The organism is Pseudomonas sp. ES4 (assembly GCF_050586665.1).
Classification (GTDB): Bacteria; Pseudomonadota; Gammaproteobacteria; order Pseudomonadales; family Pseudomonadaceae; genus Aquipseudomonas; species Aquipseudomonas frederiksbergensis.
In genome coordinates this window covers 292,979-317,218 of record NZ_JBOBDO010000004.1, presented here as the reverse complement: position 1 = coordinate 317,218, position 24,240 = coordinate 292,979, and the positions used below count along the sequence as shown (strand labels likewise).

25 protein-coding genes are annotated in these 24,240 nt (G+C 61.5%); 21 read left to right on the top strand and 4 right to left on the bottom strand.

The window, feature by feature from the left end; translation table 11 throughout:
* Positions 1 to 32 precede the first annotated feature (32 nt).
* Positions 33 to 803, bottom strand: a complete 771-nt coding sequence (locus ACQ4OB_RS07320) for a ParA family protein (RefSeq protein ID WP_074872981.1) — start codon at positions 801 to 803, stop codon at positions 33 to 35.
* A 355-nt stretch (positions 804 to 1,158) separates the two neighbouring features.
* Here ACQ4OB_RS07320 and ACQ4OB_RS07315 point away from each other — a divergent pair, with 355 nt between their 5' ends.
* From ACQ4OB_RS07315 to ACQ4OB_RS07220, 20 genes are all read left to right on the top strand, one after another.
* Positions 1,159 to 1,884 carry a beta-ketoacyl synthase chain length factor gene (locus tag ACQ4OB_RS07315; protein ID WP_430955373.1) on the top strand — a complete coding sequence of 242 codons (726 nt, stop codon included), beginning with the start codon at positions 1,159 to 1,161 and terminating at the stop codon, positions 1,882 to 1,884.
* Positions 1,860 to 2,669 (top strand): lysophospholipid acyltransferase family protein, encoded by an 810-nt coding sequence (locus ACQ4OB_RS07310; RefSeq protein ID WP_102615661.1) that lies wholly within the window; start codon positions 1,860 to 1,862, stop codon positions 2,667 to 2,669. Before ACQ4OB_RS07315 ends, ACQ4OB_RS07310 begins: the two co-directional genes overlap by 25 nt.
* Positions 2,650 to 2,910 (top strand): phosphopantetheine-binding protein, encoded by a 261-nt coding sequence (locus tag ACQ4OB_RS07305; protein ID WP_008149626.1) that lies wholly within the window; start codon positions 2,650 to 2,652, stop codon positions 2,908 to 2,910. The genes ACQ4OB_RS07310 and ACQ4OB_RS07305 overlap by 20 nt, the downstream gene beginning before the upstream one ends.
* A 9-nt stretch (positions 2,911 to 2,919) precedes the next feature.
* Positions 2,920 to 3,174 carry an acyl carrier protein gene (locus tag ACQ4OB_RS07300; RefSeq protein WP_028622164.1) on the top strand — a complete coding sequence of 85 codons (255 nt, stop codon included), beginning with the start codon at positions 2,920 to 2,922 and terminating at the stop codon, positions 3,172 to 3,174.
* On the top strand, positions 3,171 to 3,716 hold the full coding sequence (locus ACQ4OB_RS07295; RefSeq protein ID WP_074872973.1) for a hypothetical protein: 546 nt from the start codon (positions 3,171 to 3,173) through the stop codon (positions 3,714 to 3,716). Before ACQ4OB_RS07300 ends, ACQ4OB_RS07295 begins: the two co-directional genes overlap by 4 nt.
* Positions 3,713 to 5,395 (top strand): AMP-binding protein, encoded by a 1,683-nt coding sequence (locus ACQ4OB_RS07290; protein WP_430955372.1) that lies wholly within the window; start codon positions 3,713 to 3,715, stop codon positions 5,393 to 5,395. The genes ACQ4OB_RS07295 and ACQ4OB_RS07290 overlap by 4 nt, the downstream gene beginning before the upstream one ends.
* Before the next feature lie 131 nt (positions 5,396 to 5,526).
* A complete protein-coding gene (locus tag ACQ4OB_RS07285; RefSeq protein ID WP_430955371.1) occupies positions 5,527 to 6,261 on the top strand; it encodes a glycosyltransferase family 2 protein in 735 nt (244 codons plus the stop codon).
* Complete coding sequence (locus ACQ4OB_RS07280) at positions 6,258 to 7,205, top strand: glycosyl transferase (RefSeq protein ID WP_430955370.1); 948 nt, start codon at positions 6,258 to 6,260, stop codon at positions 7,203 to 7,205. The genes ACQ4OB_RS07285 and ACQ4OB_RS07280 overlap by 4 nt, the downstream gene beginning before the upstream one ends.
* Positions 7,186 to 8,730 carry an HAL/PAL/TAL family ammonia-lyase gene (locus ACQ4OB_RS07275; RefSeq protein ID WP_076028922.1) on the top strand — a complete coding sequence of 515 codons (1,545 nt, stop codon included), beginning with the start codon at positions 7,186 to 7,188 and terminating at the stop codon, positions 8,728 to 8,730. Before ACQ4OB_RS07280 ends, ACQ4OB_RS07275 begins: the two co-directional genes overlap by 20 nt.
* Complete coding sequence (locus ACQ4OB_RS07270) at positions 8,723 to 9,148, top strand: acyl-CoA thioesterase (protein WP_074872960.1); 426 nt, start codon at positions 8,723 to 8,725, stop codon at positions 9,146 to 9,148. The genes ACQ4OB_RS07275 and ACQ4OB_RS07270 overlap by 8 nt, the downstream gene beginning before the upstream one ends.
* Positions 9,145 to 9,897 (top strand): outer membrane lipoprotein carrier protein LolA, encoded by a 753-nt coding sequence (locus ACQ4OB_RS07265; protein ID WP_430955369.1) that lies wholly within the window; start codon positions 9,145 to 9,147, stop codon positions 9,895 to 9,897. The genes ACQ4OB_RS07270 and ACQ4OB_RS07265 overlap by 4 nt, the downstream gene beginning before the upstream one ends.
* Positions 9,881 to 12,220 (top strand): MMPL family transporter, encoded by a 2,340-nt coding sequence (locus tag ACQ4OB_RS07260; protein ID WP_430955368.1) that lies wholly within the window; start codon positions 9,881 to 9,883, stop codon positions 12,218 to 12,220. Before ACQ4OB_RS07265 ends, ACQ4OB_RS07260 begins: the two co-directional genes overlap by 17 nt.
* A complete protein-coding gene (locus ACQ4OB_RS07255) occupies positions 12,220 to 13,377 on the top strand; it encodes a sodium:proton antiporter (protein ID WP_430955376.1) in 1,158 nt (385 codons plus the stop codon). The genes ACQ4OB_RS07260 and ACQ4OB_RS07255 overlap by 1 nt, the downstream gene beginning before the upstream one ends.
* Positions 13,364 to 14,611: an NAD(P)/FAD-dependent oxidoreductase gene (locus ACQ4OB_RS07250; RefSeq protein ID WP_076028925.1), complete on the top strand. Its 1,248-nt coding sequence runs from the start codon at positions 13,364 to 13,366 to the stop codon at positions 14,609 to 14,611. Before ACQ4OB_RS07255 ends, ACQ4OB_RS07250 begins: the two co-directional genes overlap by 14 nt.
* Positions 14,608 to 15,333: a class I SAM-dependent methyltransferase gene (locus ACQ4OB_RS07245; RefSeq protein WP_430955367.1), complete on the top strand. Its 726-nt coding sequence runs from the start codon at positions 14,608 to 14,610 to the stop codon at positions 15,331 to 15,333. The genes ACQ4OB_RS07250 and ACQ4OB_RS07245 overlap by 4 nt, the downstream gene beginning before the upstream one ends.
* Positions 15,333 to 15,938, top strand: coding sequence for a hypothetical protein (locus ACQ4OB_RS07240; protein WP_074872945.1), 606 nt, complete (start codon positions 15,333 to 15,335; stop codon positions 15,936 to 15,938). The genes ACQ4OB_RS07245 and ACQ4OB_RS07240 overlap by 1 nt, the downstream gene beginning before the upstream one ends.
* Entirely contained in the window at positions 15,935 to 17,131 is a 1,197-nt protein-coding gene (locus ACQ4OB_RS07235) for a beta-ketoacyl-[acyl-carrier-protein] synthase family protein (RefSeq protein ID WP_430955366.1), read from the top strand. The genes ACQ4OB_RS07240 and ACQ4OB_RS07235 overlap by 4 nt, the downstream gene beginning before the upstream one ends.
* The gene (locus ACQ4OB_RS07230) at positions 17,128 to 17,589 is read left to right on the top strand and encodes a hotdog family protein (RefSeq protein WP_102615670.1); all 462 of its coding nucleotides are present in this window, start codon (positions 17,128 to 17,130) and stop codon (positions 17,587 to 17,589) included. Before ACQ4OB_RS07235 ends, ACQ4OB_RS07230 begins: the two co-directional genes overlap by 4 nt.
* Positions 17,586 to 18,314, top strand: coding sequence for a 3-oxoacyl-ACP reductase FabG (gene fabG, locus ACQ4OB_RS07225; RefSeq protein ID WP_008149595.1), 729 nt, complete (start codon positions 17,586 to 17,588; stop codon positions 18,312 to 18,314). Before ACQ4OB_RS07230 ends, fabG begins: the two co-directional genes overlap by 4 nt.
* Complete coding sequence (locus tag ACQ4OB_RS07220) at positions 18,314 to 19,540, top strand: beta-ketoacyl-ACP synthase (RefSeq protein WP_430955365.1); 1,227 nt, start codon at positions 18,314 to 18,316, stop codon at positions 19,538 to 19,540. The genes fabG and ACQ4OB_RS07220 overlap by 1 nt, the downstream gene beginning before the upstream one ends.
* A gap of 274 nt (positions 19,541 to 19,814) precedes the next feature.
* Here the strand turns inward: ACQ4OB_RS07220 and ACQ4OB_RS07215 are convergent, their stop codons facing one another.
* Positions 19,815 to 20,072 (bottom strand): DUF6124 family protein, encoded by a 258-nt coding sequence (locus ACQ4OB_RS07215; RefSeq protein ID WP_074872930.1) that lies wholly within the window; start codon positions 20,070 to 20,072, stop codon positions 19,815 to 19,817.
* Between the two features lie 515 nt (positions 20,073 to 20,587).
* Positions 20,588 to 21,490, bottom strand: a complete 903-nt coding sequence (locus ACQ4OB_RS07210; protein ID WP_102615673.1) for a LysR family transcriptional regulator — start codon at positions 21,488 to 21,490, stop codon at positions 20,588 to 20,590.
* Between the two features lie 166 nt (positions 21,491 to 21,656).
* Here ACQ4OB_RS07210 and ACQ4OB_RS07205 point away from each other — a divergent pair, with 166 nt between their 5' ends.
* Positions 21,657 to 22,883, top strand: a complete 1,227-nt coding sequence (locus ACQ4OB_RS07205; protein WP_413037960.1) for an MFS transporter — start codon at positions 21,657 to 21,659, stop codon at positions 22,881 to 22,883.
* 150 nt (positions 22,884 to 23,033) lie between these two features.
* Here ACQ4OB_RS07205 and hemE read toward each other — a convergent pair whose 3' ends face one another.
* Positions 23,034 to 24,101: a uroporphyrinogen decarboxylase gene (gene hemE, locus ACQ4OB_RS07200; protein WP_008149581.1), complete on the bottom strand. Its 1,068-nt coding sequence runs from the start codon at positions 24,099 to 24,101 to the stop codon at positions 23,034 to 23,036.
* Positions 24,102 to 24,240: the final 139 nt, after the last annotated feature.

Sequence of the window (24,240 nt, the reverse complement as noted above, 5' to 3'; positions counted from 1 at the left end):
ACTCCCACAGTGATTGGGCGTCATCCACGCAATCAGGCATTTTCCAGCAAGTTGTGCAGATCGACGAATTGCTGCGTCAGCTTATGACGCGGATCGAGGTGAATCAGCGGCGTGTTGGCCTGGTGGGATTCACGCATGCGCACCGAACTGCCCAGGTACACCGGTAATACCGGCAAACCTTCGGCGATCAGTTCGTCGAGGATTTGCTGGGGCAGACTGGCGCGAGCCTGGAACTGGTTGACGACAATCCCTTCGACTTCCAGGCCTTCGTTGTGGTCATCCTTCAATTCTTCGATTTCCGCCAACAGGCCGTACAGCGCCTGACGCGAAAAGCTGTCGCAATCGAAGGGAATCAGTACGCGATCAGCGGCAATCAGTGCAGATACCGCGTAAAAATTCAACGCTGGCGGTGTATCGAGGTAGATCCGGTCGTAATCGCCGCTCAGCTCTTCGAGCAATTTGCGCAGCTTGTTGATCTTGTGCTTGGCCTCAAGCTTGGGCTGCAAGTCAGCCAGCTCGGCGGTGGCCGTGATGACGTGGAGGTTGTCGAACGGGGTTTCGTAGATATCGACCTGGTTTTTCTTGGAGAACGGTCCGGATGACAGGGTCTGCTTGAAAAAATCGGCAATACCCATAGGAATGTCATTACCGGTGAGGCCCGTCAGGTACTGAGTGGAGTTGGCCTGGGCATCGAGATCCACCAATAGGGTGCGATAACCCTCGCTGGCACTGACCGCCGCCAGATTGCAGGCAATGCTGGATTTGCCTACGCCACCTTTCTGATTGAACACCACGCGCCGCATGTCAAAACCTCCGTGTATCAAAGAATGACCGAGTGTAGTAGTCCACGGCGCTGCTTAGCTACCTCGCTGGCATCGGGACTACACAGTCATCGGCAATCTCTCAGTAAAAAAGCCGCTGACTCTGTCGTTGATCTCCGATTAGAGCCGACAGACAGGCTCACTACGATGTGGATAATGGCCAAGTGACATCCGCGCACGAACCAACCGGTACATTTCATTGAGCAAAATGTAACCATCATTTGCTACACGCCCGCTGCAACGGGATAATGCGCACCACTCAGCGCTCAGCGCTCCGTAAGGTAGTTCGCGTTTTTTGCGACTCGCCGCGTCAAGGAAGCCCGCAGGGGCGGGATGAATGTCTGTGATCAATTTCAACATCGCCCAATGGCGCGCGTGGGCCCCTGGGCTCGAAAGCGTGGACGATTGGCAAGCCTGGAGCCGACAACCGGTCGTGCTTGCGAGCAGCGATGCCGCACCCGACGTCTCGTTTCTGCCGGCCATGCAGCGCCGGCGACTCAGTCGTCTGGCGCGGATGGCGTTCAGCGTTGGCTGGCCATTGGCCGATGGCCACCAGGACCTACCGTTGGTCTTTATTTCGCGCCACGGCGAAACCCCGCGCACTTTCGAGATTCTCAGCGACCTGGCTACTGATCAGCCGCTGTCGCCGACTCAATTCAGCCTGTCCGTGCACAACGCGATCATCGGCCTGTGGTCGATCCTGCGCGGCGAAACCAGCGAAATGACAGCCCTCGCAGCAGCCGGCGACGGCCTTGAACACGGCATGCTAGAGGCAGCAGCCTTGCTCGCCGAGGGCGCTCCCGCGGTACTGCTGATCGTCACCGAAGAGCAACCGCCCAAGGCCTACTCGACATGGATCGACGACGTGCCGTTCCCTTATGCGGTCGGCCTGCTGATCACCCCCGGAAACGACTGGCAGTTGTCCCTGAACAGCGCCTCGGATGAGTTGTCCAAAGCCCAATGGCCCCATGCCTTGAACCTATTGCGTACCCTGCTCGGCCAGCAGACCACCTGCCAACATGCCTGGAAAAATCGTGTATGGACCTGGCAACGCAACCTGTAACCGAAAAAAACCGCGACGCCTATTACTGGCGCCTGCTGGCTACCGCCGCAAGCTTCGCCCTGTTCGGGTTGGGCGGCCTGTGCCTGCGGCTTGTGGTTTTCCCGCTGCTCAATTGCCTGCCCGGCGATGCCCGGACACACCGGCGGCGAGCACGGCACACCGTCGCCCGCCTGTTCTGGTTTTTTGTACGGTTCATGGCGCGTACCGGCGTGCTGACTTACGACATTCAGGGCGCCGAAAAACTCGGTCGGCCGGGGCAAATGATCATTGCCAATCACCCGTCGCTGATCGATGTGGTGTTCTTGATCGGCCTGGTGCGCCACGCCAACTGCGTGGTCAAGAAAAGCCTCTGGGAGAACCCTTTTACCCGCGGCCCGCTACGCTGCATCGAATACATCAGCAACGACGGCAGCATGGACATGCTCGATGCCGCTGCCGACGCGCTGAAAAGCGGCCAGACCCTGATCATCTTTCCCGAAGGCACCCGCACTCAGCCCGGCCAGGCACCCGCCTTTCATCGGGGTGCTGCGGCAATCGCTCTGCGCGGTGCGAAAATCCTCACCCCCGTGATCATCAAGGTCAACCCGACCACATTGACCAAGGCCGAGCCTTGGTATCGGATCCCCAAACGCCGTGTGCACTTCAGTTTCCGTGTCGGGGCCGATATAGATCCACAAGCCTTTGCCTCGCTGGGCCCTGCTCCTCAGGCCTCGCGCAAGCTCAATGACTATTTGCATCACTACTACATTAAGGAGCTCGCCGAAGATGAGCGATCTACACCGTGAAATCAAAGAACTGATCATCGACGCCCTGGGCCTTGAAGACATCAGCGCACAAGACATCGGCGACGACCAGACGCTGTTCGGCGAAGGCTTGGGCCTGGATTCGGTAGACGCTCTGGAACTCGGCCTGGCCATCCAGAAAAAATACGGCATCAAAATCGATGCCGACGCCAAGGACACTCGCAATCACTTCAGCAACGTGGCGAGCCTTGCGGCGTTCGTCACCGCAAAACAGGCAGCTTGAGACCGGACCATGCAAACTCGTGACGACATCTTCAACACCCTGCGCGATGCTCTGGTCGAACTCTTCGAGCTGGAGCCGGAGCGTGTAAGCCTCGAATCCAACCTGTATCAGGACCTGGAAATCGACAGCATTGACGCGGTCGACCTGATCGATCACATCAAGCGCCAGACCGGCAAGAAAATCGCTGCCGAAGAGTTCAAGTCGGTGCGTACCGTCAGCGACGTGGTCGAGGCGGTCTACCGTCTGGTTCAGCCAGCCGCATGAGCCGACTGATCGGCCTCGGCCTGCTGCTGGCGGGCCTGCTGTACCCCTTCGCGGTGTATTTCGGCATGGAACATTTCGCGCCGTGGCAGTTCGGCCTGCTGCTGGGCAGCCTGTGGCTGGCCCGGGCGCTGTTCGGTACGCGCAAGCCTGGCAGTCTGTGGATGGCGATCACCGCGATTGCCTTTTGCCTGTTGCTGGCGTTGTTCGACAGCCCGCTGTTGTTGCGCTGGTACCCGGTGCTGATCAGTGCGTTCATGCTCGGCCTGTTTGGCCTGAGCTTGATCGTTGGCCCGCCGATCATCGAACGCCTGGCGCGTTTGCGCGAGCCGCAACTGCCGGCCAAGGCGATTGTTTATACCCGCAAGGTGACGATCGTCTGGTGCGTGTTTTTCTTCTGTAATGGTTTGCTCGCTGCCGCCCTGACCCTTTGGGCGCCGCTAAGTTGGTGGATGTTGTACACCGGCCTGATTTCCTACGGATTGATGGGCCTGCTGTTTGCCATTGAATGGCTTATACGACAACGGGTACGAGGCCACCCATGAATTGGATAAAACTTGAGCACCTGTTGCTCAAGGCACAACCGGAACGTGCCGTGACGGCCGAACCGACCCTGAACCACGCTCAGCTGTGCGAACAGGCTTTAATCCTCGCCGCGGGCCTGCAAGCCCAGGGTGTGCGGCGTATTGCCGTGCACCTTGAAGACGCCGCTGACCTGGCGATTGCCCTGCTCGGTGCCTGGCGCGCCGGGGTCAGCGTGCTGCTGCCCGCAGACCTGCAAGCCCAGACTCGCCAGCGCTGGTCGACCGAAGTCGATCTGTGGCTGACCGATCAGGCCGATGACGCACACCTGAGCGACTACCGGCACCCGCCGTTGATCGCGGCTGCACTGGATCTGGATCGCTGTTCGCTGAGCCTGTGCACGTCCGGCTCCAGCGGCGAGCCCAAGCGCATCGACAAAACCCTGCGCCAACTGGCCAATGAAGTCGAAGCGCTGGAACAGCTCTGGGGTGCCGATCTTGGCGCGGCTTGCATCATCGGCAGCGTCGCCACTCAACATATCTACGGATTATTGTTTCGAGTGCTGTGGCCGCTGTGCGCCGGACGCTCGTTTGTGCGCAAGCAACTGGCATTCCCTGAAGACCTGCAGCGCGCCAGCCGCGGACACCCGGCGTTTGCCTGGGTCGCCAGCCCGGCGCTGCTCAAGCGCATGGGCGACAACCTCGACTGGCCTGCATTAAGTGCGGTTCGCCGAGTGTTTTCCTCCGGCGGTGCCTTGCCGGCCGAGGCTGCACATAGCCTTCAGCAACGCCTGCAGCAATGGCCGACAGAGATCCTCGGCAGTTCGGAAACCGGCGGTATCGCCTGGCGTCAGGGCCACGCGCTCTGGCAGGCCTTTGCTGGAATCGAGTTGAGCCAGGACAGCGACGGCGCCCTGCTCATTGCTTCGCCGTACTTGCCTCCCGGGCATATCGAACACACTGCGGATGCCGCGCGAATCGCTGCCGACGGCCGTTTCGAACTGCTCGGACGGCTGGACCGGATCGTCAAACTGGAAGAAAAACGTATCTCGCTCCCGATGCTGGAACAGGCACTGATGGCCCACGACTGGGTCGCCGAAGCGCGTCTTGGCGTGGTTCAGGAAAACCGCGCCTCATTAGGTGCGCTGCTGGTGCTGACCGAATCAGGCCTGCATGCCTTGCGCAATCAGGGTCGACGCACCCTCACGCAAGAACTGCGTCAGCATCTGCACCAGCATTGCGAAGCCCTGGCCCTGCCACGACGCTGGCGCCTGCTGCGGCAACTGCCGCTGAACGCTCAGGGCAAACTGCCCCAAGCCACCGTTGAAACCCTGCTGCTGGCGCCGCGTCCAAAGGCGCCGGAAGTGCTGGATCAGCTCGAAATCGATGGCGAATGGAACCTGCAACTGGCGGTACCACCCGACCTCGCCTACTTCAGCGGCCACTTCCCCCAGACGCCGGTATTGCCCGGGGTGGTGCAAGTGGAATGGGCGTTGACGCTGGGTCAACAACTGATGAACCTGCCGGCAAAATTCGCTGGCATGGAAGTGCTGAAATTCCAGCAACTGGTACGCCCCGGCGATGAAGTCCAACTGCACCTGCGCTTCGATCCGACGCGCAGCAAGTTGTATTTCACCTATCGCAACGAGACCGCGACCTGCTCCAGTGGGCGGATCTTGCTGGAGGCGGCAGGCGATGCATAACCTCAGTGAGTGCTGCGCACTCAATCGCGAGCAGGCTCACTCCCACACTGGATCTGCGCCCTGCACGAATCCCCTGTGGGAGCGAGCCTGCTCGCGATGCAGGCACCTCGGTCTTTCAGGTGTGAGCCAACATGCATAACCCCTGCGCAATCGTCCCGGTCTACAACCACGAAACCGCCATCACCACGGTGGTTGAAGCGCTGCTCGCCAGCAACCTGCCATGCATTCTGGTGGACGATGCGAGCGATAAACCTTGTGCAAAAGTGCTCGATCAACTGGCCCTGCGCGACAAAGTGTTCCTGATCCGGCTCGGCGCCAACCAGGGCAAGGGTGGCGCTGTCATGACCGGCATGCGCGAAGCCTCGCGCCTGGGCTTCAGCCACGCCCTGCAGGTGGACGCCGACGGCCAGCATGACTTGCAAGACGTCCAGACCTTTATCGAACTGTCACGCGCCCATCCCGACGCGGTGATCTGCGGCTATCCGCGGTACGACGCCAGCGTGCCGAAAGGTCGCCTGTACGCCCGCTACCTGACTCACGTCATGGTCTGGATCAACACCCTGTCGTTGCAGATTCGCGATTCCATGTGCGGCTTCCGCGTCTATCCGTTACCACCGACCCTGGCGCTGATCGATTCGGCGAAGATCGGCAAGCGCATGGACTTCGACTCGGACATTCTGGTACGACTGGCCTGGCGCAATCTGCCCATGCAATGGCTGCAAACCAACGTCCGTTACCCGCTGGATGGCGTCTCGCATTTCCGCCTGTTCTACGACAACGTGCTGATTACGAGCATGCACACCCGGTTGTTCTTTGGCATGTTGCTGCGGGCGCCAGTGATTCTCTGGCGACGGTGGCGAGCATGAGCACTGACGCCGATAAAAAGCACTGGGCTGACCGCCAGGAGCGCGGCAGTTTCTGGCTGATGAAATTCACCGCATTCTGCGCCAAAGTGCTCGGCCGTCGACTGCTGAGCCCGCTGCTGTACGGCATCGTCCTGTATTTTTTCCTGTTCGGGCGCAGCGCCCGTCACAGCGCCTGGCAATACCAGCAACGGCTCGCCGACTGGAGTGGTCGCAACGAATTGCGCCCGAGCCATTGGCGAGTCTTCAGCCAGTTCATGGCCTTCGCCGACTCGATGCTCGACAAGCTCGACGTCTGGAACGGCAAGTTGAGCATCGAACAGATCGAAATCATCGACCCGGCCTTGCTGCGCAATCAACTGCGCGGCACCCGCGGGCAGATGCTGGTAGGCGCGCATCTGGGCAATCTCGAGGTCTGCCGTGCGCTGGCCGAGATCGGCGAAAAAGTCACGATGAACGTGCTGGTGCACACCAAGCACGCCGAGCAATTCAACCGCTTGCTCGGTGAAGCCGGCGCGACCAATTTGCGCCTGATTCAGGTCAGCGAGCTGGACCCGCTGATCATGCTGCAACTCCATGAGCGCCTGGAACGCGGCGAATGGCTGGCGATTGCCGGCGATCGCGTGCCGCTGCACGGCGGGCGTAGCGTGACGGTGGATTTCCTCGGCCATCCAGCTGCGTTCCCGCAGGGGCCCTGGTTGCTGGCCGGTCTGCTGAAATGCCCGATCAACCTGATGCTGTGCCTGAAGAAGCCGACGGGCGACTATCGACTGACCCTCGAACCGTTCGCCGACGCCGTGGTGTGGAAGCGCAGCGACCGCGAGCAGGTCATTCATCAGTGGGCTTCCCGCTATGCCGAACGCTTGGGTCACTATTGCCTTGAAGCGCCCCGACAATGGTTCAACTTTTACCCTTTCTGGAAGACCGATGACGACGCCAACGCTTGAGCCGGTAACCTTCGGCGAACTCCCTTTGCGCATCGAAGACGTGCTGGCCCTGGCCAACCGTCAGGTGCCGACGCAGTTGCAAAGCGACCCTGCGTACCGTGAGCGTATCGCCAAGGGTGCGCGATTCCTGGACTCCCTGCTGGACAAGGAAGGCGTGATCTACGGCGTGACCACCGGTTACGGCGATTCCTGTGTGGTCGCGGTGCCGCTGCATCACGTCGAGGCATTGCCTCGTCATTTGTACACCTTCCACGGCTGCGGCCTGGGCAAACTGCTTGATGCGCAGGCCACTCGCGCGGTGCTGGCGGCGCGTTTGCAGTCGTTGTGCCACGGCGTGTCCGGGGTGCGCGTGGAACTGCTGGAACGCCTGCAAGCCTTCCTCGAACACGACATTCTGCCGCTGATCCCGGAAGAGGGCTCGGTGGGCGCCAGCGGTGATCTGACGCCGTTGTCTTACGTCGCCGCGACGTTGTCCGGCGAGCGTGAAGTGATGTTCCGTGGCGAGCGCTGGCAAGCGGCCGACGTACACCGCGAACTCGGCTGGGAGCCGCTGGTACTGCGCCCCAAAGAAGCCCTCGCCTTGATGAACGGCACCGCCGTCATGACCGGCCTCGCGTGCCTGGCCTATGCCCGCGCCGATTACCTGCTGCAACTGGCCACGCGCATCACCGCGTTGAACGTGGTCGCCCTGCAAGGCAACCCCGAGCACTTCGACGAGCGCCTGTTCGCGACTAAACCGCATCCGGGGCAAATGCAAGTCGCCGCGTGGCTGCGCAAGGATCTGGCGATCGACGCGCCGACCGCGCCGCTGCATCGTCTGCAAGACCGCTATTCCCTGCGTTGCGCACCCCACGTCCTCGGCGTATTGGCCGACAGCCTGAACTGGCTGCGCTCGTTCATCGAGATCGAGCTCAACAGCGCCAACGACAACCCGATCATCGACGCCGAAGCCGAGCGCGTGCTGCACGGCGGGCACTTCTACGGCGGCCACATTGCGTTCGCCATGGACAGCCTGAAAAACCTGGTGGCCAACGTCGCCGACCTGCTCGATCGTCAACTCGCCCTGCTGGTGGACGAGCGTTACAACCACGGTTTGCCGAGCAACCTGTCCGGCGCCAGCGCGGATCGGGCGATGCTCAACCATGGCTTCAAAGCCGTGCAGATCGGCACCAGTGCCTGGACCGCCGAAGCGCTGAAAAACACCATGCCGGCCAGCGTCTTCTCGCGCTCCACCGAATGCCACAACCAGGACAAAGTGAGCATGGGCACCATCGCCGCCCGCGATGCGATCCGTGTGCTGGAGCTGACCGAACAGGTCGCCGCCGCCACCCTGCTGGCCGCCAACCAAGGCGTCTGGCTGCGCAGCAAGGCCGAGGATGCACGACCATTGCCGCCAGCCCTGGCCGCCATGCACGAAGAGTTGGCCAAGGACTTCCCGCCAGTCATCGAAGACCGCGCGCTGGAAGGTGAACTGCGCCTGTGTCTGCACCGCATCGCCGAGCAACACTGGAGGCTGCATGCGTAGCAAGGGAGTGCTTCACACCGATACGGAAATCCTCGTGCCGTTCTTTGATGTCGACACGATGAACGTCGTCTGGCACGGCCATTACGTCAAATACCTGGAAGTCGCCCGCTGCGCGCTGCTGGACAAGATCGGCCACAACTACACGGCCATGGTCGAGTCGGGTTACGCCTGGCCGGTGATCGATCTGCAATTGCGTTATGTGCGCGGCGCCGTGTTCGGCCAAAAGCTCAACGTGCGGGCCAATCTGGTGGAATGGGAGAACCGTCTGAAGATCAGCTACCTGATCAGCGATCTGCAAACCGGCGAACGCTTGACCCGCGCCAGTTCCGTGCAGGTCGCCGTCGACATGAGCAGCCGCGAAATGCAGTTGGCCTCACCCAGGGTCTTCACCGACGCCGTTGAAAGGGTGCTCGCATGAACCTGCTGAAAACCCTTTGTAGCAGCTGCCGAGCCCGCGAGGCTGCGTTCGGCGGCGAAGCCGTCGCAAAACCTGCACATGCGGTCTATCAGAAGAAACCCAGGGCGACTGCTGCGCCCGAGCGCGGACCGGCCGACGCAGGCTTCGCCAGCTGCTACAGGTTCGTGGTGGCGCTGGTATTGGCGTTGGGTTTTTCTTCGTTGGCGCAGGCTTTTGATTTGCAGCAGTTGAGCGATCAATTGGCAAAACCTGACGTGATCCACGGCAGCTTCATCCAGGAAAAGCACCTGCGTGCCCTGCCCCAGCCGCTGACCAGCAAGGGCACTTTCGTCCTCGCTAAAAACCACGGTTTGCTCTGGCTGCTGAAAAGCCCCCTGCAACAGGATTACCGCATCAGCGACAAAGGCATTGCCCGACGTGACGCCAACGGTTGGCAAATGCTGCCGAGCAAGAGTGCCGGCGCTGAGCAGAACCGTTTGTTCCTTGCCGTCCTGCAAGGCGACAGCAGCGGGCTGCAACGGGATTTCGAGCTTTCACTGAGCGGCGATGCACAGAACTGGAAGCTGACGCTGACCCCGCGCTCCATGCTGCTCAAGCAGGTGTTCACGCAGATCAACATTGCCGGCGGCGAACTGGTGCACAGCATCGAGCTGCTCGAAACCCAAGGCGACAGCACCCTCTTGCGCATGCAGGACGTCACCAGCGCCCAACCGTTGAGCGACGCGGAGCAACATGACTTTGCCGAGTGAACGGAAGCTTCCATGGCTGTTTCTGATCCTGCTGCTGGCGGTGCTTGCGCTCGCCGGCTGGCAATGGCGTGACGGCGCCCCGCTGTCGGCCAACCTGATGGAACTGGTGCCGGGCACGGCGCCAGACCCGCTGGAACTGCGCGCCGAACAGCGCATGCAAGAACCACTGAACCGCGAAATGCTGGTGCTGGTCGGTCACACCGATCGCCAGCAAGCGGTCGCGATGGCGCAGAAACTGGGTGAGCAATGGCAGGCGAGCGGCTTGTTCGAGAAGGTCCAGTGGAACCTGCAAGCCGACTTGCCGGCGCTGCGCACGCAGTTGCTCAATGGCCGACTCGCGATGTTGTCAGCGGCTGACCGACAGCAACTGATCGAGCATCCCGACGCCTTTATCCAGCAGCGAGTCCAAGCGCTGTTCGACCCCTTCACCGGTTTCAGTCTGGTGCCGAGCCAGGATGACTGGCTGGGCCTGACCGGACGCATCCAGAACAGCCAGCCGCAGCGCGGTTCGGTGCAATTGGACATCGGCAGCGGTGCGCTGGTGGCCGATGCCGACGGCAAGAGTTGGGTGCTGCTGCGCTCGCGCACCACGGGCAACGCCTTCGACATGAACCTGCCGCTGCAAGTGGCCGACCTGCTCCAGCACAGCCGTGAAGAAGCCGCCCACGCCAACGTCCAATTGCTTGCCGCCAGCGGTTTGCTCTATGCGGCCAGTGGGCAAAAGCAAGCCGCCCGGGAAATGACCTGGGTCGGTGGCGGCGCCACGGCGGGCATTCTGTTGCTGTTGTTGCTGGCCTTCCGGCGCTGGCGGGTGTTGCTGGCCTTCGTCCCGGTGCTGGTCGGCATGCTCTTCGGCGCGGTGGCCTGTGTGGCGCTGTTCGGCCGGATGCATGTGATGACACTGGTGCTCGGTTCGAGCCTGATCGGCGTAGCGGTCGATTACCCGCTGCATTACCTGTCCAAGAGCTGGAGCCTGAAACCCTGGCACAGTTGGCCGGCCCTGCGCCTGACGTTGCCGGGCCTGACGCTGAGCCTGATCACCAGTTGCATCGGTTACCTGGCCCTGGCCTGGACACCGTTCCCGGCGCTGACCCAAATCGCCGTGTTCTCTGCCGCGGGTCTGCTCGGCGCTTATTTGTCCGCGGTGTGCCTGCTGCCGGCGCTGCTCAAGGGCGCAGATTTGCGTCCAGCGCAGTGGCCGCTGCGGGTAGCCGAGTATTTGCTGGGGCGGCGTGAAGCGCTGCTCAAACTCGCGAGTACGCCGGTGCTGCTGGCGCTGCTGATCGCCTTTTGTGTGGCCGGCCTGTTGCAGCTCGAGACCAAAAACGACATTCGCCAATGGGTCGGTGCGCCGCAGCAACTGACTGACGAAGCACAAACCATTGCGCGCATCACCGGCTATCAACCCACCAGCCAGTTTTTCCTGGTGCGCGCGGCCAATCAGCAGCAACTGCTGGAACGCCAAACCGCGCTGAGCGAGCGGCTGGATCAGTTGGTCAACCTGGACAAACTCCAGGGTTATCTGTCGCTCAATCAATTGGTCAGCCAACCCACCGAACAGCGCAAAGTGCGTGAAGCGCTGAACAAGTTGCCGCAGTTCTGGCAACCGCTGCTCGATGTCGGCGTGCCCGCCGAGGCGCTGCAAGCTGAGCTTACGAAATTGCAGGCGCTGCCCACCGAAGACATCGACGCGGCGCTGGTCGGTCCGTTGGCCGAGCCCTATCGCCCGCTGTGGCTGGGACCGACCGAGGACGGCGTAGCGGCGATGGTCAGTCTGCAAGGCTTGAACAACCCCTCTCTGCTGCGCGTCCAGGCGCTGGATTTGCCGGGCGTGGAACTGGTGGATCGCCTCGGTGAGTTGAACAAGGTGTTCGCCGACACCCAGATCAGTGCCGCAGAGTTGAAACTCGCTTCCTGCGTGTTGATCGTGCTGGTGCTGATCCTGCCGTTCGGTTTCGGCGGCGCCCTGCGAATCGTCGCCCTGCCGCTGTTGGCCGCACTGTGCAGCCTGGCCAGTCTCGGCTGGATGGGCCAACCGCTGACGCTGTTCAGCCTGTTCGGCCTGCTGCTGGTGACGGCCATCAGCGTCGATTACGCGATCCTCATGCGTGAACAGGTCGGCGGCGCTGCCGTGAGCCTGCTGGGCACCTTGCTGGCGGCGCTGACCACCTGGCTGTCGTTCGGTTTGCTGGCGGTGTCCAGCACGCCGGCGGTGAGCAATTTCGGTCTGTCGGTGAGCCTGGGGCTGGCATTCAGCTTCATTCTTGCGCCGTGGGCCGGACGCCAGGTTCACGTTGCCCCGGTCACGGAGTCGGCGACATGATGATCGTCGTGTTCTGGATCATGGCCCTGGCGCTGTTCGCCGTGGCCACCCGTGTCGGGCGTCACTTCGGCGTGATCCCGATTGTCAGCCAGTTGCTGCTGGCGACCTTCGGCCTGCCGCTGCTGATGTACTTCTGGATCGAGCCCCAATGGCAATTGAGCGGCGCCGCGCTGGTCGCGCCGGTCTGGCTGAAAAACCTCTACAGCCTGGGTTTTGCCTTGTTGCTGGGGCACATTCTCAGTGACGTGATTGACCTGCGACTTGACCGTCAAAGCCTGAAAATCGCCCTGCCGAGTTTCTGCATTCCGTTTGCCTGCGGCCTCGCGACAGCGGTCTGGCTGTTGCCGCCGCAACCCTGGATCAGTTCGCTGGCGGTCGGCCTGCTGTTCGCCATCACCGCGATTCCGGTGTTGTATTTGTACCTGCGGCACATCAAATACCCGCCTGCCGCCACCCGGCGACTGGTGCAAACCGCGATCCTGATCGACCTCACTTGCTGGACCCTGTTCGCCATCGCCCAGGGCAGCCTGCACCTGAGCAGCCTGTTGCTGCCGCTGGCCGGCGCTTGCCTGCCGTTGCTGTTGCGTCTGCTGCGCTTGCGCCAACCGTTGCTGCACAGCGCGTGCTTCTTCGCGCTGCTGGTCGTGGCGGAACACTTCAAGCTCAATGCGCTGATTTTCGGCATCGGTTACCTGCTGTGGATGGCCGCGCTCAAAGTGCCGCTGGTGTTGCCGTTGCCGGTGATCTGGATGAGTCACTTGCAGACGTATATCGCGATCCCGCTGATCCTCACGTTCGGCATCGTGCAAATCAACGTCCACGCGGCCATGGCCAGCCTCGGCTGGGTGCAACTGGCGGCACTGCTGCTGTTCCCGATTGCCAGTAAGCTGCTGGGCAACTGGCTGGGCCTCGGCTGGGCCGGCGCCTCGTTTGAGGGTGCCAGCCGCTGGCGCGAAAGCGTCTTGCTGAATATTCGTGGGTTGAGCGAGATCGTCTTTCTCAACCTGCTGCTGCAACAACAACTCATCACCCCGGCGCTGTACTTCGCGCTGATGGTGATGGGCCTGATCGCGACACTGCTGCCGGCACTCGCCGGTATGCACCGAACCCCTCTGAACATCGCCGTCCCGGCAAGGAGCTCCCGTGCCAACAGTTGAAATGGAACATCGTCAGGTCGTGGTTATCGGTGCAGGTCCATCGGGCGCCATCGCCGCCGCGCTGCTCAAGCGCAAAGGCCATGACGTATTGATGATCGAACGCCAGCATTTCCCAAGGTTTTCCATCGGTGAAAGCCTGCTGTCCCACTGCCTGGATTTCGTCGAAGAAGCGGGCATGCTCGAGGCGGTGAATGCCGCCGGATTCCAGTTGAAAAACGGTGCGGCATTCGCTTGGGGCGAGCAATACAGCGCCTTTGATTTCGGCGAGACGTTCAGCAATGGCAAGCCGACCACCTTCCAGGTCCAGCGGGCCGATTTCGACAAGCTGCTGGCCGATCAGGCCGCGCTGCAAGGGGTGGACGTTCGTTACGGCGAAGCCATCGTCAGCGTCGATTTCACCCTGGCGAAACCGCAACTGGACGTGCTTCGCGAAGACGGCAGCCAGTACCGCGTCGAAGCCGATTTCGTGCTGGATGCCAGCGGCTACGGCCGTGTGCTGCCGCGCCTGCTCGACCTTGAAGCGCCGTCGGACTTCCCGGTGCGCCAGGCCGTGTTCACCCACGTCGAAGACCACATCGACAACCCGGCCTTCGAACGGGAAAAAATCCTCATCACCACCCATCCGATCCACCGCGACATTTGGTTCTGGACCATCCCGTTCAGCGACGGCCGTTGTTCGGTGGGCGTGGTCGCGGCAGCCGAACACTTCGAAGGCCGCATGGAGAACCTGGACGATTGCCTGCGTGGGTTCATCGCTGAAACCCCAAGCCTGGCCGGTGTGCTGAACAACGCCGTGTGGGACACGCCTGCCCGAACCATCGGCGGCTACTCGGCCAACGTCAAAACCCTCCATGGGCCAGGTTTTGCCCTGCTCGGCAACGCGGCGGAATTCCTCGACCCGGTGTTCTCCTCCGGCGTGACCATCGCCATGCGCTCGGCGAGCATGGCCGCCGCGGTGCTGCATCGCCAACTGCAAGGCGAAAGTGTCGATTGGCAGACTGAGTTCGCCATCCCCCTCAAGCGCGGCGTCGACACGTTCCGTTGCTACGTCGAAGGCTGGTACGCCGGGACGTTCCAGGATGTGATTTATTTCGAGGGCGGCTCGCCGGATATTCGCCGCATGATCAGTTCGATCCTTGCTGGTTATGCCTGGGACGAGCGTAATCCGTTCGTCACCGAACCCAAGCGTCGGCTGCGGATGCTCTCGGAGCTCTGTGCAAAGGACGCCACATGAGCTACTTGAGCGACACCTACGTCGAAGAGACCCGCTTCGGTTTCTGGTTCCTGCGCAGCCACACCTGGCAGCACCATGTTTTGCGCGTGGCAATCGCCGATTTGCGCAGCCTGTTCAGCGAAACACCGCCGAGCAACCCGGTGCTGCTGGATGCCGGTTGCGGTCAGGGCAAGTCGTTCCAGTACCTGCGCCAGACCTTCGCGCCCCAGCGCCTGATCGGTCTGGACGCCGACCCGCACAGCCTGAACCTGGCCGGCGAAGAAGCCGTCCGCCAGGGCATGGCGGTGGAGTTGATCGGCAGCGACTGCGCGAGCATCAACGTCCCGGACGCCAGCGTCGATTTGCTGTTCTGCCACCAGACCTTCCATCATCTGGTGCAGCAACAACAGGCACTGGCCGAGTTCTACCGCGTGCTCAAACCCGGTGGCTATCTGCTGTTCGCCGAATCCACCGAGGCTTACATTGATACCTGGGTGATCCGCTGGTTGTTCCGTCATCCGATGCACGTGCAAAAGAGCGCCGCCGGGTACCTGGACATGATTCGCCAGCAGGGTTTCGAACTCGGCTCGCAGAATGTGTCTTATCCATACTTGTGGTGGAGCCGCGCCAAGGATTTCGGCCTGTTTGAACGCTTGGGTCTGCGCCGGCCAAAGCCCTTCGGCCAACGGGAAGAAACCCTGGTCAATGTGGTCGCGCGCAAACCTCTTGAGGGTGTTGTGTGATGTTCAGTGCAACTCAAACCTGTGGGAGCGAGCCTGCTCGCGATAGCGGTGGGTCAGCCAACATAACTGTTGAATGCAGTGCCCTCATCGCGAGCAGGCTCGCTCCCACAGGGATAGCGGGCATTCTGCGATTTCTGCTGCTTGGCGCGGTCCTGTTGCTGAGTGCCTGTGCCAGCCGGGCGCCTTTGCCCGAGCAAACCCCGAACCTGTCGTTGCCGCTGCAATTGCACATCCAGCGTCTGGTGGCCGACCAACGGCAGGACTGGGTGCTGGTGATCCAGCGTGAAGGCCCTGGCATTCGCTGGTCGATGATGGACTTGCTGGGCATTCCCCAGGCACGCCAGAAACTGGTCGATGGCAAGTGGCAGGCTGACGGTCTGCTGCCGCCCAATCCGGAAGCGCGAGAGCTGTTCGCGGCGCTGCTGTTTGCGCTGACCCCTAAAGATGAACTGTCGGGCAACTATCCCGCCGCGTGGCAGCATGGCTCGCAACGGTCCTTGCCAGCGCACTGGGAAGTTCGCTACTCACAACCCATGAGCTTTGAATTGAACCTGCCCAAAGGCCCGAAATATCAAGTCACGCCGCTCAGCGGGGAGACGCCATGACGGCCTACTTGAATGCCCTCGGGGTGATCTGCGCCCTGGGCCGTGACAAGTCCGAAGTCGCCCGCAACCTGTTTGCCGGTGATTGTTCGGGCATGCGTGATGAGGCCGGCTGGGTGGCAGAACGGTCGCTGCCCGTGGCCGCGGTCCAAGGCGAACTGGCGCCGATCCCGGCCGAGCTTGCGCCGCAAAACACCCGCAATAATCAATTGCTGCTGGAAGCCGCACTGCAAATTCGCGAAGACATTGACCAGGCGATCCAGACCTACGGCCGCGACCGCATCGGTATCGTCCTGGGCACCAGCACTTCGGGCATCGACGAAGCCAGTCGCGGCCTGGCCCATTACATCCGCGAGCATCAGTTCCCGGCCAGTTACGACTATCAGCAACAGGAACTCGGCGCCCCGGCGAACTTCCTCGCCGACTGGCTGCAATTGAGCGGCCCGGCCTATGTGATTTCCACGGCTTGCACCTCCAGCGCCCGAGCGCTGATGAGTGCTCAGCGACTGCTGGACCTGGGCATTTGCGACGCGGTGCTGTGCGGCGGTGTCGACAGCCTGTGCAAGTTGACCCTCAATGGGTTTTCGGCGCTGGAAGCGGTGTCCGGGCAACGCTGCAACCCGTTTTCGGTGAACCGAAACGGCATCAATATTGGCGAAGCGGCGGTGCTGTTTTTGATGAGCAAAAATGTCGGCGACAGCCAGCCGATTGCCCTGCTCGGCAGTGGCGCCAGCTCCGATGCCCACCACATTTCCGCACCGGAGCCGACCGGCCGCGGCGCCCTGCAAGCGATGCGCAAAGCCTTGAGCCGAGCCCAACTGCAACCGCAACAGATCGATTACCTCAACCTGCACGGCACCGCCACCCAACACAACGACGCCATGGAAAGCCTGGCGGTGGCGACGCTGTTCCCGGCGGGGGTGCCGTGTTCGTCAACCAAACCCATGACCGGCCACACCCTCGGTGCGGCCGGCGCGCTGGAAGCGGCGTTCTGCTGGTTGAGCCTGAGTGCAGGCAACCGCGAGCACGCCCTGCCGCCCCACGTCTGGGACGGCCAACCGGACCCCGATTTGCCAGCCCTTAAATGGGTGACCCCGGCCGATCGTCTGGCGTCCATTGCACCTCGCTATCTGATGAGCAATTCCTTTGCCTTCGGTGGTAACAACGTCAGCCTGATTATCGGAGACGCCCCATGATTGACTGGCCGATCGCCGAACTGCTGCCGCACGCTGGCGACATGATCTTCATCGAACAGATCCTGTCGTTCGATGACGAGCAGATTTACACCCGTCTCACGGTCAGACCCGATGGCCTGTTCAACCGCCCGGACGGCAGCCTGCCGGCCTGGGTCGGCATCGAACTGATGGCCCAGAGCGTCGCCGCCTACGCCGGTTGCCACGCGCGCCAGCGAGGCGATGCGGTGGAGCTGGGGTTTCTGCTCGGCACCCGCAAATTCGAATGCAACGTCGAACACTTCCCCGTCGGCACCGAGCTGACTATCCACGGCATCCGCTCGCTGGAGGACGACAACGGCATGGGCGTGTTCGAATGCCACATCACCGCCCCCGGCATTCACGCTACCGCTCGTCTGAACGTGTTCCGTCCGCCTCAGGCCGCCCAATACCTTCATGAAACCCAAGGAACCCAGCCATGACTGAATCCGTACTGATCACCGGTTCCAGCCGTGGCATCGGCCGTGCTATCGCTTTGCGCCTCGCCCAGGCCGGGCATGACATCGTGCTGCATTGCCGCAGCGGCCTGGCGGACGCTGAAGCGGTGAAGGCGGAAATCGAAGCCTTGGGGCGCAACGTGCGCATAGTGCAATTCGACGTGTCCGATCGCGCCAACTGCAAAGCCATTCTCGAAGCCGACGTGGAAACCCACGGCGCCTATTACGGCGTGGTGCTGAACGCCGGCCTGACGCGCGACGGCGCTTTTCCAGCCCTTACCGAGGATGATTGGGACGTGGTGATGCGCACCAACCTCGACGGTTTCTACAACGTGCTGCACCCGGTGATGATGCCGATGATTCGCCGTCGCGCGGCCGGACGGATTGTTTGCATCACCTCGGTGTCCGGGTTGATCGGCAACCGTGGCCAGGTCAACTACAGCGCCTCCAAGGCTGGTTTGATCGGCGCGGCAAAGGCGTTGGCGATTGAATTGGGCAAGCGCAAAATTACCGTTAACTGTGTCGCACCCGGCTTGATCGACACCGCGATGCTCGATGAAAACGTGCCGGTGGAAGAAATGATGAAAATGATCCCCGCACAACGCATGGGTACACCGGAAGAGGTGGCCAGCGCGGTGAATTTCCTGATGTCGGCGGAAGCGTCGTACATCACCCGGCAGGTTCTGGCCGTCAACGGAGGCCTGTGCTGATGAAGCGCGTCGTCGTCACCGGCATGGCCGGCATCACCTCACTGGGCAGCGATTGGGCCACCATCGTCGCCAACTTCGCGGCCAACCGCAGCGGTATCCGCCGGATGGACGAGTGGGATCGCTTCACCGAACTCAACACACGCCTCGCGGGGCCGATCGACGACTTCAAAGTGCCGAGCCACTGGACCCGCAAGCAATTGCGCAGCATGGGCCGGGTCTCGCGCCTGGCGGTCGGTGCAGCGGAACAGGCATTGGCCGATGCCGGTCTGCTGGGTGACGAATCGATCAAGGACGGGCGCATGGGCGTTTCCTGCGGCTCCTCCACCGGCAGCACCGACGAGATCAAGGCGTTCGGCAACATGCTGCTCAACTCGGTGGCCGAGGGCCTGAACGCTAACTCCTACGTGCGCATGATGCCGCACACCACGGCGGCGAACATCAGCATCTTCTTTGGCCTCACCGGCCGACTGATCCCCACCTCCAGCGCTTGCACCAGCGGCAGCCAGGGCATCGGTTACGCCTACGAGTCAGTCAAGTTCGGCCGCTTGCCATTGATGCTCGCCGGCGGTGCCGAAGAACTGTGCCCCACCGAAGCGATGGTCTTCGATGCGCTCTACGCCACCAGCCTGAAAAACGATGCCCCGCAGACGTCCCCGCGCCCCTACGACAGTGGCCGCGATGGCCTGGTGATCGGTGAAGGCAGCGGCATGCTGGTGCTCGAAGAACTCGAACACGCCTTGGCTCGCGGTGCGCACATCCACGCCGAACTCGTCGGTTTCGGCAGCAACGCCGACGGCCAGCACGCCACCCGCCCAGAGCAGGTCACCATGCGCCGGGCCATGGAACTGGCCCTGGAAGACGCCGGGCTGCAGCCTTCCGACATCGGCTATGTGAATGGTCACGGCACCGCCACTGAACAGGGCGACATTGCCGAAACACTGGCAACAAGCACGTTGTTCGGCGAGCACATGCCGATCAGCTCGCAAAAGAGTTTCCTCGGCCACACCCTCGGAGCCTGCGGTGCGCTGGAATCCTGGTTCAGCATCGAAATGATGAACCGCGACCTGTACATCCACACCCTCAACCTCGACGACGTCGACCCGCACTGCGGCAAACTCGATTACCTGCGCGGCGAGTTCCGGCAGATGAGCAACCAATACGTGATGAACAACAACTTTGCGTTTGGCGGGGTTAATACGTCGCTGATCTTTCGGCGCTGGTCGTAACGAGGCAATGCCCGGCAGATAAATAAACGCTGCGAGCAATGAATAACCTGTGGCGAGGGAGCTTGCTCCCGCTGGACTGCGTAGCAGTCCTTTCTTTTGGGGCCGCTTCGCGACCCAGCGGGAGCAAGCTCCCTCGCCACAATAGCGCCGTCTCAAACAGGTCGGTTCGACATAGCCCCGGCCCTGTCTGGCTCTGCGATGGCTGGTTACCCAGGATCCTCAGAGTCTCACAAGCCCCTCTCGGGAAAGCAGGCAGTGTTAGCGCCCTGACGCACTAGGATGGATCGAGGTTATCCAGCACCCGATTCACCGCCAGCTCCCCCAGCATGATCGACTGCTGAATCCCCAGCAGTGTGTTGCTTTGCGACCCTTGCAGAGACCTCGCGAAATCGCTCGCCATGACGTTGGCTGATGCCAGGGATTCACAGGCGTATGCCAGCAGGGTGTAATTGTCGATATTGGGGGCGATGAGGAAGATTTTGCTTGGTGTGCGTGTTTCGGAATCCGGCGGGTTCGGAGTTGGCTTGAACATTGGGAAGGTCTTCCTGTTAGTAGTGCCGCAACCTGTCTCGCTACTAAACGGAAGGGTGGCAGCTGCGCGCAAGTTAGTAGACCGGACACCGACCCAAATCCGGCGCACCCAAGGGCGCCATGCGCACAGCTACCATCAAGTGCAGACGTATGCCTGACTGAACGACACTTGTGCATTCGTTTGGGAGGGAAAACCGGGCTACTAAACCCGATCACTGGAAATCAGTGATGCGAACGAAATTACCGATAGCCCCCAAAGCGCACAAGCCGGCGGATTCTGGAGTAGTTGTAGGCAATGCCGCAAGGCGCTGTGGCCTGTTCAAGGTTGTTCGGAAATGTCTTACACCCTTAAGCGAAGCGTCCGATATGGCATCGGTAACTGCTCCTTTTTTGGTGAACTCGCGGACGCTTTCGCGGGCAAGCCCGCTCCCACAAAGTCCAGCAGCGTGCCGAAACAGGTGTTCACACCGCTGAACCCTGTGGGAGCGGGCTTGCCCGCGATTGACTGCGAAGCAGTCACGTCTTCAACGGCTCAACCTTACGCGTCAACAACTCCACAAACGCCTTGGCCATCGGCGACTTCTGATCCTTGCGCTGTACCAGCCACACGGCCGAAACCGCCTCAGGATCGAGCAACGGCCGATAGACCACCCCATCGATGCGCATCCGCTGATAAGACGCCGGCAGCACCGAAACACCCAACCCCGCCGCCACCAGACCAATGATCGTCATCGCTTCGCCCGCCTCTTGGGCAAAGTGCGGGCTGAAACCGGCATCCCGAGCCAGGCTGAGCAATTGTGCGTACAAACCACTGCCATAACTGCGTGGGAAAAATACGAAAGGCTCGAGGGCCAGGGCCGACAGAAACAAGCCCTCTTCGCTGTCGTTCACCAATGGATGCTTGGAGCTGAGCACCGCCACCAGTGGCTCACGCATCAGTTCCACCACGCTGAGCGAGTCCGGTAACCCAAGCGGTCGCATGATTCCTACTTCGATCGACTCCTCCACCAACGCATCGGCGACCTGGGTGCTGCTCATCTCCCGCAGGTTCAGGTGCACCGCCGGGAATCGCTGACGAAATGAAAAGATCGCCTGTGGAATAGTCGAGTTGAATGGCGCCGACGAGGTGAAGCCAATTTTCAGTTCGCCCAGCTCACCCAACTGCGCCCGCCGTGCAACATCCGCCGCTTTGTCGACCTGCGCCAGCACCAGCCGCGCCTCTTCCAGAAACAACCGGCCGGCTTCACTGAGCTCCACCCGACGATTGGTGCGTTCGAACAACCGCGCTCCCACTTCTTGTTCCAGCGCCTGAATCTGCTGGCTCAGCGGTGGTTGCGAGATGCCCAGCACCTGGGCGGCGCGGCCGAAGTGCAGCTCTTCGGCGACGGCGATGAAGTAGCGCAGGTGACGCAGTTCCATGAAAACTCCATTAGGTCGTTAAACCTATCAAACAGGTCGAACAATATATTGGATTGAATCATTAGGCGGCTATATGCTTTTTTCATTGCCTGACCGGCTGCTTGTCCCGAGGTCTGAAGTGAAAACTGCTGTCGCCCCACTCGCTCATGAAGTTCCGCCCGCCGCGGTGGACGATGTTATCGCCGAATTAAAGGAGATCTACATCGAAAAAGGCACGCCAATGTTCATGCGTACCGTGCTGGCGCTGTTCTGTGGCGGCTTCGCGACCTTCGCCCTGCTTTATTGCGTGCAGCCAATGATGCCGCTGCTGTCCCATGAGTACGCCATCAACGCCGCCCAGAGCAGCCTGATCCTGTCGGTCGCCACCGGCATGCTCGCCATCGGCCTGCTGATCACCGGCCCGATCTCTGATCGCATCGGGCGCAAACCGGTGATGGTCGCCGCGCTGTTCGCCGCAGCGCTCTGCACCATCGCCAGTTCAATGATGCCGAGCTGGCACGGCGTGCTGGTGATGCGGGCGCTGATAGGGTTGTCGTTGAGTGGCCTGGCAGCGGTTGCCATGACTTACTTGAGTGAAGAGATCCACCCGCAGCACATCGGCCTGGCCATGGGTTTGTACATCGCCGGCAACGCGATTGGCGGGATGTGCGGACGCTTGATCACTGGCGTGTTGATCGACTTTGTCAGCTGGCACACGGCGATGCTGGTAATCGGCGGCCTGGCCCTGATCGCGGCGGCGGTGTTCTGGAAAATCCTTCCCGAGTCGCGCAACTTCCGCGCCCGCTCTTTGCACCCGCGTAGCCTGATTGACGGGTTCACCCTGCACTTTCGTGACGCCGGCCTGCCGCTGCTGTTCCTTGAAGCCTTCGTGCTGATGGGCGCGTTCGTCACCCTCTTCAACTACATCGGCTATCGCCTGCTGGCCGAGCCGTACCACATGGACCAGGCCTTCGTCGGGCTGCTCTCGGTGGTGTATCTGTCGGGTATCTACAGCTCAGCGAAAATCGGCTCGTTGGCCGACCAGCTCGGCCGTCGCAAAGTGCTCTGGGCGACGATCGTACTGATGATCGCCGGCCTTGCACTGACCATGTTGACGCCGCTGCCGGTGGTGATCATCGGTATGTTGATCTTTACCTTCGGTTTCTTCGGCGCCCATTCGGTGGCGAGTAGCTGGATTGGGCGTCGGGCGATCAAAGCCAAGGGGCAGGCGTCGTCGCTGTATCTGTTCAGCTATTACGCCGGGTCGAGCATTGCCGGAACGGCGGGCGGGGTGTTCTGGCACATGGGCGGATGGAACGGGATCGGGTTGTTCATCGGCGGGTTGCTGGTGATTGCGCTGCTGGTGGCGCTGAAACTGGCGAAGTTGCCGCCGCTCGGCGGTGTAAAGGCTTAAACACAAATATCCAGTCAACCATAAACAACTGTGGGAGTGAGCCTGCTCGCGATGGCGGCCTAACAGCCAACTTAGATGTTGAATGTTATGGCCTCATCGCGAGCAGGCTCACTCCCACAGAAAAGCAGGGTGTTGGTTAACCCGCGACGATCACTCGTGATACTGCGCCGACAGTTCATGCACCGCGCGCAGGAAGGCGCCGGCGTGTTCCGGGTCGACTTCGGGCGTGATGCCATGGCCAAGGTTGAACACGTGGCCGCTGCCCTTGCCGTAGCTGGCGAGGATGCGGCCGACTTCGGTGCGAATGGCTTCTGGCTTGGCGTACAGCACCGTCGGGTCCATGTTGCCTTGCAGGGCGACTTTGCTGCCAACGCGATCACGGGCGCTGCCAATGTCGCAGGTCCAGTCCAGGCCCAATGCGTCAGCGCCAGCGTCAGCAATGCTTTCGAGCCACAGGCCGCCGTTCTTGGTGAACAGGATGACCGGCACTTTGCGGCCTTCGTGCTCACGGATCAGGCCGCTGACGATTTTGCGCATGTAGGCCAGGGAGAATTCCTGGTACGCCGCCGCCGAAAGGCTGCCACCCCAACTGTCGAAGATCTGCACCGCTTGCGCCCCGGCCATGATCTGGCCGTTGAGGTAGCTGGTGACCGTCTGCGCGAGCTTGTCCAGCAACAGGTGCAAGGCTTGCGGGTTGTCGTAGAGCATGGTTTTGGTCTTGCGGTAGTCTTTCGACGAGCCGCCTTCGACCATGTAGGTGGCCAGGGTCCATGGGCTGCCGGCGAAGCCGATCAGCGGCACGCGGCCGTTCAGTTCGCGGCGGATGGTGCTGACCGCGTCCATGACGTAGCCGAGGTCTTTGTGCGGATCAGGAATCGGCAGCGCTTCGATGTCCGCCATCGTGCTGATGACTTTCTTGAAGCGCGGACCTTCACCGGTTTCGAAGTACAGGCCTTGGCCCATGGCATCGGGAATGGTCAGGATGTCGGAGAACAGGATCGCCGCGTCCAGTTGTGGGTAGCGGTCGAGCGGCTGCATCGTGACTTCGCAAGCGAACTCCGGGTTCATGCACAGGCTCATGAAGTCGCCGGCCTTGGCACGGCTGGCGCGGTATTCCGGCAGGTAGCGACCGGCCTGACGCATCATCCACACGGGGGTGACGTCTACGGGTTGCTTGAGCAGGGCGCGAAGGAAACGGTCGTTCTTCAGGGCAGTCATGTCGGCATCCGGAAAAAAAGTGCGGGCATTTTCTCAGAGCGCGACGCAAAAGGCACGGTTGCAGGTCAGCCTTTTGTCTATCGGGTCAATTTGTCGCGGTGGAACACTGTCTTCGCAACACCATAAAACGACTGTGGGA

What these genes read in the sequence shown, in the direction of transcription:
- ACQ4OB_RS07275 (WP_076028922.1), top strand. Translation starts at nt 7,186, where the DNA reads ATGACGACGCCAACGCTTGAGCCGGTAACCTTCGGCGAACTCCCTTTG.
- ACQ4OB_RS07240 (WP_074872945.1), top strand. Translation starts at nt 15,333, where the DNA reads ATGTTCAGTGCAACTCAAACCTGTGGGAGCGAGCCTGCTCGCGATAGC.
- fabG (WP_008149595.1), top strand. Translation starts at nt 17,586, where the DNA reads ATGACTGAATCCGTACTGATCACCGGTTCCAGCCGTGGCATCGGCCGT.
- ACQ4OB_RS07210 (WP_102615673.1), bottom strand. Translation starts at nt 21,490, where the DNA reads ATGGAACTGCGTCACCTGCGCTACTTCATCGCCGTCGCCGAAGAGCTG.
- ACQ4OB_RS07280 (WP_430955370.1), top strand. Translation starts at nt 6,258, where the DNA reads ATGAGCACTGACGCCGATAAAAAGCACTGGGCTGACCGCCAGGAGCGC.
- ACQ4OB_RS07270 (WP_074872960.1), top strand. Translation starts at nt 8,723, where the DNA reads ATGCGTAGCAAGGGAGTGCTTCACACCGATACGGAAATCCTCGTGCCG.
- ACQ4OB_RS07320 (WP_074872981.1), bottom strand. Translation starts at nt 803, where the DNA reads ATGCGGCGCGTGGTGTTCAATCAGAAAGGTGGCGTAGGCAAATCCAGC.
- ACQ4OB_RS07260 (WP_430955368.1), top strand. Translation starts at nt 9,881, where the DNA reads ATGACTTTGCCGAGTGAACGGAAGCTTCCATGGCTGTTTCTGATCCTG.
- ACQ4OB_RS07215 (WP_074872930.1), bottom strand. Translation starts at nt 20,072, where the DNA reads ATGTTCAAGCCAACTCCGAACCCGCCGGATTCCGAAACACGCACACCA.
- ACQ4OB_RS07315 (WP_430955373.1), top strand. Translation starts at nt 1,159, where the DNA reads ATGTCTGTGATCAATTTCAACATCGCCCAATGGCGCGCGTGGGCCCCT.
- ACQ4OB_RS07285 (WP_430955371.1), top strand. Translation starts at nt 5,527, where the DNA reads ATGCATAACCCCTGCGCAATCGTCCCGGTCTACAACCACGAAACCGCC.
- ACQ4OB_RS07305 (WP_008149626.1), top strand. Translation starts at nt 2,650, where the DNA reads ATGAGCGATCTACACCGTGAAATCAAAGAACTGATCATCGACGCCCTG.
- ACQ4OB_RS07245 (WP_430955367.1), top strand. Translation starts at nt 14,608, where the DNA reads ATGAGCTACTTGAGCGACACCTACGTCGAAGAGACCCGCTTCGGTTTC.
- ACQ4OB_RS07220 (WP_430955365.1), top strand. Translation starts at nt 18,314, where the DNA reads ATGAAGCGCGTCGTCGTCACCGGCATGGCCGGCATCACCTCACTGGGC.
- ACQ4OB_RS07235 (WP_430955366.1), top strand. Translation starts at nt 15,935, where the DNA reads ATGACGGCCTACTTGAATGCCCTCGGGGTGATCTGCGCCCTGGGCCGT.
- ACQ4OB_RS07255 (WP_430955376.1), top strand. Translation starts at nt 12,220, where the DNA reads ATGATCGTCGTGTTCTGGATCATGGCCCTGGCGCTGTTCGCCGTGGCC.
- ACQ4OB_RS07230 (WP_102615670.1), top strand. Translation starts at nt 17,128, where the DNA reads ATGATTGACTGGCCGATCGCCGAACTGCTGCCGCACGCTGGCGACATG.
- ACQ4OB_RS07290 (WP_430955372.1), top strand. Translation starts at nt 3,713, where the DNA reads ATGAATTGGATAAAACTTGAGCACCTGTTGCTCAAGGCACAACCGGAA.
- ACQ4OB_RS07300 (WP_028622164.1), top strand. Translation starts at nt 2,920, where the DNA reads ATGCAAACTCGTGACGACATCTTCAACACCCTGCGCGATGCTCTGGTC.
- ACQ4OB_RS07310 (WP_102615661.1), top strand. Translation starts at nt 1,860, where the DNA reads ATGGACCTGGCAACGCAACCTGTAACCGAAAAAAACCGCGACGCCTAT.
- ACQ4OB_RS07265 (WP_430955369.1), top strand. Translation starts at nt 9,145, where the DNA reads ATGAACCTGCTGAAAACCCTTTGTAGCAGCTGCCGAGCCCGCGAGGCT.
- ACQ4OB_RS07295 (WP_074872973.1), top strand. Translation starts at nt 3,171, where the DNA reads ATGAGCCGACTGATCGGCCTCGGCCTGCTGCTGGCGGGCCTGCTGTAC.
- hemE (WP_008149581.1), bottom strand. Translation starts at nt 24,101, where the DNA reads ATGACTGCCCTGAAGAACGACCGTTTCCTTCGCGCCCTGCTCAAGCAA.